We start from the raw sequence: 9,807 nt of genomic DNA on the forward strand, positions 1-9,807 counted from the left end.
TCCCCGTGACGTCGAACGTGTAACTGTAGGTTTCGCCCCGTTCGAGAAACCCTCTCGCTGACGTACTCAACCGGACAGCCTGCTCGGACTCGTAGCCGCCGCTTGCGAAGTACGACGCCTCGTCGGGAATCCCTTCTTCGTATGCCGATGCGGTATGGGGGACTCCACTCTCGTTCACCCAGGTGACCTGCTGACCGGGGTCGATTGCGACTTCGCCCGGATCGAATCGGAGGTCGCCCGTCATCGTGACCGTCGGACCCGACGGGCCGCTACCTCCGAGACAGCCAGCAATCGCGGTTGCCCCGACTGCTAGCACACTCCGGCTCCGGCGAAGTACCGACCGTCGTGAATAGCCGTTCATCGGCGCACCCCTCGTGCGGAGGACTCCTCAGTTGTTTCGAGCTTCTTCACCCGTGTCGCTATTGCGAGAAACGCCGCGGCGAGCGTCAGCGTCACGGCCGCGGCCGCTGCGAGGTCGTGCGCTCGCACCGAGTGATCGAGTGCGCCGTTGACGAGTTCGGCCCGCAGGAACGTGTGGTGAAACTCCCCGACGAGCGGCGCGAAGTAGTCCACGATGTCGTTGAGGCCGTACCAGACGGTGGTGACGGCGACCGCACCGACCGTGAACTCGGCGTAGCGATAGATCAGGAACGACTGGAGGCTCATCGCGAGATGGCTTACGATGAGGAACCAGTAGAGCCAGGGTTCGATACCGCCCGGTCCGTTGAGAACCAGCTGGACGAACGGCGTCCAGAGACCGAGTTTGATGTTGCCGAAGAAGGCGAGCATGTGGAGCCACTCGACGTCGTAGTCCAGTTTCCACGCGGCGAGACTGAGCGCGACGAACAGCGTCGCGGCGGGGCTATCGGGGACGAACGGCCACATCACGACTGGGGTTTGGGCCAGCTGGAAGCGGTAGTACCAGAACCCGAACGCAGTCCCGGCCAGATTAATCGCGACGATGACCCACGCGTACCGAAGTGCGAGGTCCTCGACGCGCTCTGGTAGCGGTGCGAGATAGCTAGGTAGGCGGCTTGAACGTGTTGTCGTGGTCATTCTCGAAACAGGTCACACATTCCGGATTCAGCACCGTGCCGGTTCGTCATGATGATGCCACTGATCAGCATCAGCACCGCGAGGGCGACCATTCCAAGATCCCATCCCGGCGGTTATATTTGATCCCATGCTACTGGCCATTCCGTCATCCATACCGGTCCCCATCCCGCCACCCATTCCCCAGTTCATGCTGGCATTCCTGGTAATACAACCCCGATTATTGCTGGTCGTTCGATTGCCAATTTTTCGATCGCTTCTACTGGGAGATGTCCCTCCAACGCGTAGCCCTCAGTAGTAATCGTGTGGCATGCCCACAGTTCGCGTGGGATGCCTGCGCACTGCTTCGGTTCGGCGTAGTTCTTTTGCTCCACGATATCGAGCCTGTCTACGCCGCGTTCGGTCAAGATATCCGCGTATTCGTGACAGCACGGGCACGACGGAGACGTTACGAGCGTGCCACCGTTTAGCAGGGTAATTGCTGCCTGATTGAGGTTGGGTGAGTTGGTGTCGGTACCAGATGACCCGAGACAACCGGCTACACCGAAAATTCCGATAGCCCCTCCTACTTGGAGAGCATGGCGACGAGTCCATTGTGACGACATGAATAGTTCCGTTTGGACCCATGTACACACGATAGTGTTATTAATTCTCATCGGGCGGGAAACAGAGAGAGTCGCTATTCCACGACGATTGCTCCTTTCTGCTCGAGTGCTCGGTGTGCTATACAATAGTACAAGTAGGTACCTGGCTCATCGAAGGTGTACGCCCAGGTTTCCCCTTCACCTGAAATGAGGCTGCTGTCGAACGTCTCGTCTTCGGCCGTGACGCTGTGGCTGTTACTATCGACCCACTCCCAGGTCACGTCCGTGCCGAGGGAAACACGGATCGCCGCCGGATCAAAGACGAACTGTTGGCCGGCACCGTCGACAGCACCATTCCTGACGGTCACTGATCCCTCGTCGGTACGGTCGTTGATTCCGTCGTAGTTCGCAATCTCCGAGAGGTAGTCGGCGACTTCCTGATTCCCGCTGTTGTTGCCGTCGGTTTCTTCGTCAGTGGGCGTGTCCCCACCGTTTCCATCGCTCCCGGTAGCGTCGTCGCCGCCGAGACAGCCAGCGATCGAACCGATCAGCGCCACGCCACTTCCTGCCAGTATTTGCCGCCGTGACATCTCCATAGGACGAAGGTTGTGTGCTACGTATCTTAAGCGAGTCGTCAATTTGCTGGGCCAGCAAATTGACTCCTCCGATTATGTGTGCTAGCAGTAGAGATACACGTGGTAGTACCATCAACGCTCATGTGTAGCACGTTGTTGATTTCAGAGAGTGGCTGGAACAGCGTGTTTGAGAGCGTCTCGTCCCGGTATACGAAGAGATCTCGTCGGAGCTGTAATGCTCTGAGATACTGTGTTAGCTTGTCCTTTGAGACACCTCGAGGCGGCGAGAGCCACCGTCGCATCAGCGACGCGTGGCTCTCGCAAGTGTTGACGTGGATCTCTTCATCAGCGTACTCGCCGTCGCCGTGGACGACGTATTCGCGGTCGAATTCGTCGTCCCCCTCAAGCGGTTCGTACGCTCGAAAGCCGTCGGTATAGACGGTGAGCGACTCCTGCTGGCGGTCGGCCAGCAGGAGTCGATTCGTCTGCGGCTTTCGCCGGGATCACGTACCGCTGCTTGGTGCCCCGATCGACCGGAATGAACACGGGTGGTTTGTCGTCTTCGTACGTTCCTCGTCCGCGTGTGGACAGGCCACGCGAGCGCGACTCGCGGTCGTGCTCCGAAACGACCTCCACCTGCTGGGGAAGGACGTCGAGAACGTCTTTCTGAAGGAGCGCGGTTCCGACTTGTTCGAGCGTCTCAAGGTCGAACTTGGTGCGGAGATGGTAGAGAACCGAGTTTTCGTGGGGTGCATCTTCACTTCTCTCACAGGGCGTTGAGACCGAGGTCCCGTCAGCGCGTGCGCCGACGAGGACCTCGTAGATGTCTTCAGCATCGAGTTCAGCGTTTTCAGCGAGTGTGAGAGCAACTTCCTCGTCAAGAGAGTTGACGAGGAAGTTAAGAAGCTGGTCCTCGTGGATTTCACCGTCTGCTTGCTTGGTATTAGACACACCTTCAGCAAGCAGACGTCTCAACTAACCGGCTTTGTGATGTACTGAGTTCGTTGAACACGAATTCTAACGCGTTATTAATGTCTTGAACACTTTTTGCGCCAGTACAGACCGCTTTCCCAGAGCGGAAAATAAGTGTGTCAGCTTTCGAGATTGGGTGCGAAAGACAAGTCCTGGGAAGGATTCCGGCTGATACTCTGTAGTGGGGAGGTCGTCGGCTAACGGCTTCAGATTCAGTTCCTGACCCAATTCGGTTGAAGCGACCACGTTCTGGATTTCGAGGGTGTCCTTTGACTCGGGCATGGTTTTCAAAGGGCCACGATAGTCTTACTACTCTCGCTCATAACCGCTGATCGTGAAGGAATCTCGCAGAAGCCTTCTACTGTTCTACTCGACACCATAATCACCACCGTACTTCATGAAGACGTAAGTCAACCCGAGCGTGCTCACCATCGCGGCGAACGCTAAGATACCTAGGGTTTTTGCACTGTCCGGCACCTGTGGTGCTGGTTGTCCACCACCACTCTCGCCACTGCCACCACTCGCGGTGCCAGTAAACGGGTACGCAATCGACCCTTGATCGACGATCGTTTGGCTATCTGGCATCTGTCCGCTCGGAGGGTTGGTCGGGATAGAGCTCTCTGTTGCCGGTCCACCGGGACTTCCGACGACGATTCGCCCGACCTGTCCCAATGATACGTGAGCGGTGCAGTTGTAATCATATGTCCCCTCGACCTCGAACGTATGTTCGAACGTCTCTCCTTCTTGCAGTAACCCGCTGTCCCAGGGATCTGCATCGCTTGGGATGCGGTCTTCATAGGCGGTTGAGGAGTGTGGGGCCGCCGCTCCCATCTCGAAGATTACGGTCTCACCCGGTTCGACGAACAGGCCTACTGGGTCGATGAAGAAGTCTCCCCCCTCCATGGTAATCTGGACTGTCTTGGCTTCCTGTGCGGCTGTCGGCTGTGCGAGAGTACTCGCCGCTGCGAGTCCTCCCGCCGTTTGCAGAAACGTTCGTCTTTTCATGACTCTAGTTCGTTTGGATCCGCATCATCGGCAATTTCGAGCAGCTCTTGATAGCGATTTCTGATTGTGACTTTGCTCACATTGGTCACCTCGCTCGCGTCGGCCTGGGTGAGACTGTCCTCCGTACGTCTCGTCGCTGCATAGATCGCGGCTGCCGCAAGCCCAATCGGACTTTTCCCACTCAATGCGTCCTGCTCTGCCGCCACTTCAAGGAGGTGTCGGGCACGAGTTTCGGTTTCGACCGAAACCTCACAGTCGGATGCAAATCGTGGGAGGTAGTCGGTTGGATCGTCCGGCGCAATCCCCAACACGAGTTCGCGAGCGACGTATCGATAGGTTCGCGCAAGTTTGCTCTTACCGATGCGGCTGACTGCAGCCACCTCATCGAGACTCCTGGGCGTGTTCGCTTGCCGAGCTGCGGCATACAATGCACTAGCACCAACCCCTTCGATCGATCGTCCTCGAAGTAGGTCTTTCTCAAGGGCACGGCGGTAGATCACGCTCGCAGTCTCACGAATCGGGGTGGGTAGATCGAGTGCGGATGCCATTCGGTCGATCTCGCCGAGCGCCTGCTTGAGATTCCGTTCCTTGCTATCCCGCGTGCGAAAGCGTTCGTCCCAGGTTCGGAGTCGCTGGAATTTCTGCTGTTGGCGTTTGCTCAACGCATTTCCGTACGTATCTTCGTTACGCCAGCCGATCATCGTCGAGAGTCCCTTGTCGTGGAGGGTGTGCGTTATGGGAGCACCGACACGGGACTTCTGCGAAGTCTCGCGTTCAGTGAACGCTCGCCATTCGGGCCCTCTGTCGATGTTCGACTCTTCGAGTACCAACCCGCATGCGTCACAATGGTACTCCCCTTTATCCTCGGAATAGATGACCGTTCCATCACACTCGACACATGTGGAGCGGTGCGTAGGGGATGTTTCTGCTTCGGATTCCGGTTGACGCCGGATGGATGTGGATGCTGTGTTTGGGGGTATCATTGGCGGATATCGTGTCTGGATCGGAGACTCGGCGGGCGCTCGCTATCGACTGTTTAGCCGACAGCGGAGTAGCCAGCGTCTTCCACGGCCTGCCGAAGGTTCTCGAGATCGGTATCACCGTCAATCGTTGCGGTATCAGTCGCTCGGTCGGCCGTCGCACGTTCGACTCCTGATACGCCTTCGAGTGCTTCTCGAACGGTCTGTTCGCATCCGTCGCAGGTCATTCCTTTGACAGTGATCTGGAGACTCATCGTCGTCATATCATACACCTTCCTCTTTCACGTGAGTTTCTATTATAATACGACAGAATTGGGCGGTGTGTTCTTTGAAGAATGCTGCTTTACTACCGTGTGATTCGTTGAATCGAATGTCCGACTGCAGGGATAGAAACTACGGCAGTCGCATCCATCTCTTTGTCAGACTCCGAGCATCATCCGAATCGATCCACGAACACCCATCGGAAGGCCGACGGCCATCGCGACGAACGCGATAAGCCACCACCACGTGTAGTCCATCTCTCCCTCGCCGTCTGCGAGGATCCATACGACAACCGTCACGGCAATCAGCTTCAGGACGAACGTCGAGCCAGCGAAGCCGGTGATATTCTCGCGAAAATATGATTCATACTGCTCGCAGCAGCTACATTCTGATGAGCTAAGACACGTCAGTCCTACACTCTCGCCCCCTGTTTTCTTTCGAAACGGGAGTGATCCAGCAAGGGCTACGCGCGGTGACCCTCTCAAATCACTATCCCAGAGACCATTTGGCCGGTTTCGATTCTTAACAGAAAGCGCGGTAAATCATCGTTACGTATAGATATGTATGAGCTCCCCACGCCGTCTAGAAGTTCGAGAAGGTCCGGACATCAACCAGTACAACCAGATCCTCATTCCACTCTACGGAGTTGATGTAGTGGATTCAGTGGTCCAATATGGTCTATCACTTGCGGAAATGTATGATGCGGCTCTCCACGTATTATCTATTCAAGATGAGGAACGCACGGAGGTGGAATCCGACCAAGTCACTAAACAAGAGGAGTGGGACGCAGCAGCGGTAATTGAACCCGTGGTGGATCAGGCCCACTCGCTCGGGCTCAATGTGATACCAGCAGTGGATTGTGGGCACTCTCCAGGTGTTATTCGGGAGTACGCTGAAGAGAATGATATTGATTTGCTTGTTCACCAGAAACCTAAACAGACTAGATTAGCACGAATTCTCCGGAGAGATGTCTCCAGCCAGATCATTCAAAATATCTCTCTTCCTGTCTTGACGATACCTGATAGGGATCCACCTGATCCGGTTGGAGAGTTATCTACTAGCCAGTTCACAGACATTCTCGTGCCCACGGATGGATATGATGAGGCATCTGTGGCTTTCAAACATGGGCTACAAATTGCTAAACGGTATGATGCGACCCTACATGGACTTCTTGTTATTTCCGAACAGTCCTATTCGAGTCGGCCTGGATTCACGTGGGAGGAAGTTACTGACTCTTGGGAACAGCGGGGAACTCGGCTCTTGGAGGACATTACGGAGAAGGCAGCGACCTTAGACGTTCCTGTCCGAACTACGTTGAGTTATGGTCAAGCTCAACAGGAGATTCTCAAATATACTGAGGTGAATGGCATCGACCTTGTTACAATGGGGACACGAGGATTGACTGGTATTCGCCGACTGTTACAGGGAAGTGTCGCAGCTCAAGTGATCGAGGAAGCAGATTACCCCGTTCTGACGATTAACCGCAGGACAGCTGAATTGAAAAAGCACCCGTATACTTTTTGTCGGAAGTCCAAACAGAACAGGAAGTCAATCAATTAATTCCCACTGGTTGGTCATTCCTCCATAGACACGGTTTAAAACTCGTCGTCTCGAGAAAATACGGGCAAATAAAACAGGGTGGCGGAGGAGACGCAGTAGAACTGTACTCGGAGACCGGTCAACGTCTTCAATATCGATCCCGGCAGCGGCACGAATTGCTGCTCCCAGAACCTTGGGATTACGAGTTTCAAGAAAGTATCTCACAACTGTGGCGAAAATGTACTCCGTTTTCATCCTCTGATATAATCTGTCAGGGTAACTGTGTAATTGGCCTCTGTTAGCCAGCTCTGCGGCCAAGAATCCGGATTCAACGGCCTGTGAGATCCCCTTTCCGGTGAGTCGGTTTGCGATACCTGCAGCATCACCCACTCGTACGACGGAATGCTCCGGTAGATGGGTTCTGTCGGGATCAAGGCTTGGTCCCTCGGGAATGATTGCGACGTTCGTCCGTTCCTGCGACGGGACTGCCCACCCATTCCGCTTACAGGCTTCCCTCAATGCCTTCATATAATCACTAGGCCGGTCACTGACCGTCCAGCCGATACCAACGTTGGCTCGTTGCGATGTCTTCGGGAATGCCCACGAGTACCCTGTATAGTTCTCCAGAATTATCCGGCTGTTCGGGTACAACTCGGTGAAGTCCCCTTCGACATCACTGTTAAGCGCTACCATATATCCTGAATACTCGTTGGTTGTTCCGAGCGCTTTACTAGAGAGTGATGGCTGACCGGTTGCATCAACGACGAGATCATACTCATCGGTGAACTCGTGGAAATCTGTCCGTGTGATAGACTGGTTTTCGTGGATGTCAACACCCTTCTCTGAGAGTTGTTCTGCCCAGGACTGCTCAACGACATTTCGGTCCGTTATATATGTATCCGCAGCAGGAAAGGTGCCGGCTCCAGTGCGGTGGCGATCGGCGTCGATTCCGTCATACACCTCCACTTCCATCGCTGGCAGCGGATTGAGAAAGCCGTTCTCTACAGTCGGCTCGAGTGGGATCTTCGATACCGCTGTCATCGCTTCTCCGCAATTAACGCGTTTGCTATCGTAGGACTGCCGCTCATATAGTTCGACGTCGAACCCAGCGTCGTCAAATCCAGCAGCTGCTGCAAGCCCGGCCATCCCTCCACCTATTATCGCAATTCTGCATGTTCGAGTCATCGGTTTGTACCAATCTTTGAGACCATCGTTAAGCTCCCAACAGCATCCGAAGTGATCCCCGAACGCCCATCGGAAGTCCGATCGCTCCGATGAAGAACGTCATAAGCCACCACCACGTGTGATTCATCTCCTCTTTCGCATCAGCGAGATACCACACGATGCCGACAGTCACGACAAGTTTCAGCACGAACGTCGATCCGGAGAATCCAGTCGCCTGGTACACGAGATTCGTGACGAACAACTTGGGGGAGTAGCCGATGAACGTCACACCGATGAGGTTCTGCGCAGCGTCCCACAGCTGGCCAAAGACGGCCAGCAGAATTAGCGGGTGTCGAAGGTGTGTGACGTTGACGAAACTCGCGCCCCAGTAGTAGAGCGCGGTCACTCCGAGAGCTATTCCCGTCGTCGCGACAGGAACCCATAGGCGAAGTGGGGTCGACGTCGAGAGGCCGTGCCAAACTGCCCACCCGACGGCACTGACAGCCCACACCGACCCGACAAGCCCGACTGTTAGCGGGATAGAACCGATATTTTGGTCACGCACGAGTGCACCGACGCCGAGCGCGAGGACGGTGATAGCGGTGACGACGAAGTAGATCGACGGCGTAATGAACCACACCGCGTAGTCTCCCAGCAGGCCGATGTCCTCAAGCGCTCGCATCGCGCCGCCGGCGATAATGATCGGAGCGAATCCGTAAGCCAGGCGTGCGTCGAACGTGACATCGAGCTGGTCGAGATACGCCCGCAGTCCGGGGAGGCTGTACACGACCGCCGCGAGGTAGGTTACCGTGTTCACCGCATTGTAGCCCCGGACAGCACGAATCCCCTCGTGCGTGACTGGCTGACTAACGGCGTCGGCGACGACTGGCCCCCAGAGGTACTGCCAGATGAACCGGTCGTAGACCAGCGTCGGGAACACAAGGAGGCCCGCACCGACGAGGACGAGCGGGGCGAGCAGGTACAGCGCCCACCACTCGCGTGAGCCGGTCTCCGGAAGGACGGTTTCGACGCGTCGGGTGACAGTACTCACGACTCGTTCACCTCCAATCGCCACGTCGTACTCTTCGAGCGCCCCCACTGTTCGAGTGAGACGTTTGAGAGGTCGTCCTGAAGTTGGCTGAGGTACTGTGCAACGGCCTTCGGCGATCCGTCAAGGTCGCCGGCGATCTCGCGAGCCCGGAGGTATGTCGGTTCGCTACTGGCTGTCTCGACGAGGTACCTCCGAACCGTTTGGCGGGAAATATTTGACATTGATATAGAGGTGACGTTCAGCGGAGGCGACCGAAGAGCTTGTAGTCGTGATCGGGGGTGTACCGCCGGAACAACAGGCTGTTCGTCAGCACCGACACGCTGGAGAACGCCATTGCTGCTGCAGCGAGTACGGGCTGGAGCAGGCCGAGCGATGCTAACGGGATCATCGCCGTGTTGTACCCCAGCGCCCACACGAGGTTCTGCTTGATCTTCTGGAGTGTTGCATCCGATATACGGATCGCCTTCACGACGTCGACCGGATCGTCGCGCATCAGCGTCAGATCCGCAGCCTCGATGGCGACGTCCGTGCCGGAACCAATAGCTGTCCCGACGTGTGCGACTGCGAGCGCTGGCGCGTCGTTGACACCGTCACCGACCATCATCGCTTGCCGACCNACGACG

Annotated in this window: 13 protein-coding genes and 3 pseudogenes; 1 reads left to right on the top strand and 15 read right to left on the bottom strand. The window is 56.1% G+C overall.

What is annotated here, in order from left to right; translation table 11 throughout:
- The 11 genes and pseudogenes from EGH24_RS14845 to EGH24_RS15820 all read right to left on the bottom strand — a co-directional run.
- Positions 1-244 (bottom strand): cupredoxin domain-containing protein (locus EGH24_RS14845; protein ID WP_221886768.1); only part of this gene is annotated, 244 nt, incomplete at its 3' end.
- 113 nt (positions 245-357) lie between these two features.
- Positions 358-1,056: a DUF1405 domain-containing protein gene (locus EGH24_RS14850; protein ID WP_142980860.1), complete on the bottom strand. Its 699-nt coding sequence runs from the start codon at positions 1,054-1,056 to the stop codon at positions 358-360.
- Positions 1,057-1,241: 185 nt separating this feature from the next.
- Entirely contained in the window at positions 1,242-1,709 is a 468-nt protein-coding gene (locus EGH24_RS15925) for a DUF411 domain-containing protein (RefSeq protein WP_142980861.1), read from the bottom strand.
- A 23-nt stretch (positions 1,710-1,732) separates the two neighbouring features.
- Complete coding sequence (locus EGH24_RS14865) at positions 1,733-2,233, bottom strand: halocyanin domain-containing protein (protein WP_142980862.1); 501 nt, start codon at positions 2,231-2,233, stop codon at positions 1,733-1,735.
- 141 nt (positions 2,234-2,374) lie between these two features.
- Positions 2,375-2,833, bottom strand: a pseudogene (locus EGH24_RS14870) (IS1595 family transposase); the annotation flags it as partial.
- Positions 2,831-3,163, bottom strand: a pseudogene (locus EGH24_RS15460) (ISH3 family transposase); the annotation flags it as partial. The pseudogenes EGH24_RS14870 and EGH24_RS15460, both read right to left, overlap by 3 nt.
- Positions 3,164-3,167: 4 nt before the next feature.
- A pseudogene (locus EGH24_RS14875) lies at positions 3,168-3,466 on the bottom strand (hypothetical protein).
- A gap of 84 nt (positions 3,467-3,550) precedes the next feature.
- Positions 3,551-4,189, bottom strand: a complete 639-nt coding sequence (locus tag EGH24_RS14880; protein WP_142980863.1) for a plastocyanin/azurin family copper-binding protein — start codon at positions 4,187-4,189, stop codon at positions 3,551-3,553.
- On the bottom strand, positions 4,186-5,172 hold the full coding sequence (locus EGH24_RS14885) for a transcription initiation factor IIB (protein WP_142980864.1): 987 nt from the start codon (positions 5,170-5,172) through the stop codon (positions 4,186-4,188). The genes EGH24_RS14880 and EGH24_RS14885 overlap by 4 nt, the downstream gene beginning before the upstream one ends.
- Positions 5,173-5,225: 53 nt before the next feature.
- A complete protein-coding gene (locus tag EGH24_RS14890; RefSeq protein ID WP_394348378.1) occupies positions 5,226-5,432 on the bottom strand; it encodes a heavy-metal-associated domain-containing protein in 207 nt (68 codons plus the stop codon).
- Positions 5,433-5,588: 156 nt separating this feature from the next.
- Positions 5,589-5,915 (bottom strand): DUF63 family protein, encoded by a 327-nt coding sequence (locus tag EGH24_RS15820; RefSeq protein WP_142980865.1) that lies wholly within the window; start codon positions 5,913-5,915, stop codon positions 5,589-5,591.
- Between the two features lie 79 nt (positions 5,916-5,994).
- Between EGH24_RS15820 and EGH24_RS14900 the strand changes: the two genes are divergently transcribed.
- Entirely contained in the window at positions 5,995-6,990 is a 996-nt protein-coding gene (locus tag EGH24_RS14900) for a universal stress protein (protein WP_142980866.1), read from the top strand.
- On the opposite strand, the gene EGH24_RS14905 is transcribed toward EGH24_RS14900, so the two are convergent.
- From EGH24_RS14905 to EGH24_RS14920, 4 genes are all read right to left on the bottom strand, one after another.
- Entirely contained in the window at positions 6,979-8,154 is a 1,176-nt protein-coding gene (locus EGH24_RS14905) for an NAD(P)/FAD-dependent oxidoreductase (protein ID WP_142980867.1), read from the bottom strand. The genes EGH24_RS14900 and EGH24_RS14905 overlap by 12 nt on opposite strands.
- Positions 8,155-8,182: 28 nt before the next feature.
- Entirely contained in the window at positions 8,183-9,184 is a 1,002-nt protein-coding gene (locus EGH24_RS14910) for a DUF63 family protein (protein ID WP_142980868.1), read from the bottom strand.
- Entirely contained in the window at positions 9,181-9,405 is a 225-nt protein-coding gene (locus EGH24_RS14915) for a DUF7123 family protein (RefSeq protein WP_080508364.1), read from the bottom strand. Before EGH24_RS14915 ends, EGH24_RS14910 begins: the two co-directional genes overlap by 4 nt.
- 17 nt (positions 9,406-9,422) lie before the next feature.
- Positions 9,423-9,807 (bottom strand): HAD-IC family P-type ATPase (locus EGH24_RS14920; protein WP_142980869.1); only part of this gene is annotated, 385 nt, incomplete at its 5' end.

The sequence above is a fragment of the Halonotius terrestris genome, from assembly GCF_006861665.1.
In the GTDB taxonomy this organism is placed as follows: domain Archaea; phylum Halobacteriota; class Halobacteria; order Halobacteriales; family Haloferacaceae; genus Halonotius; species Halonotius terrestris.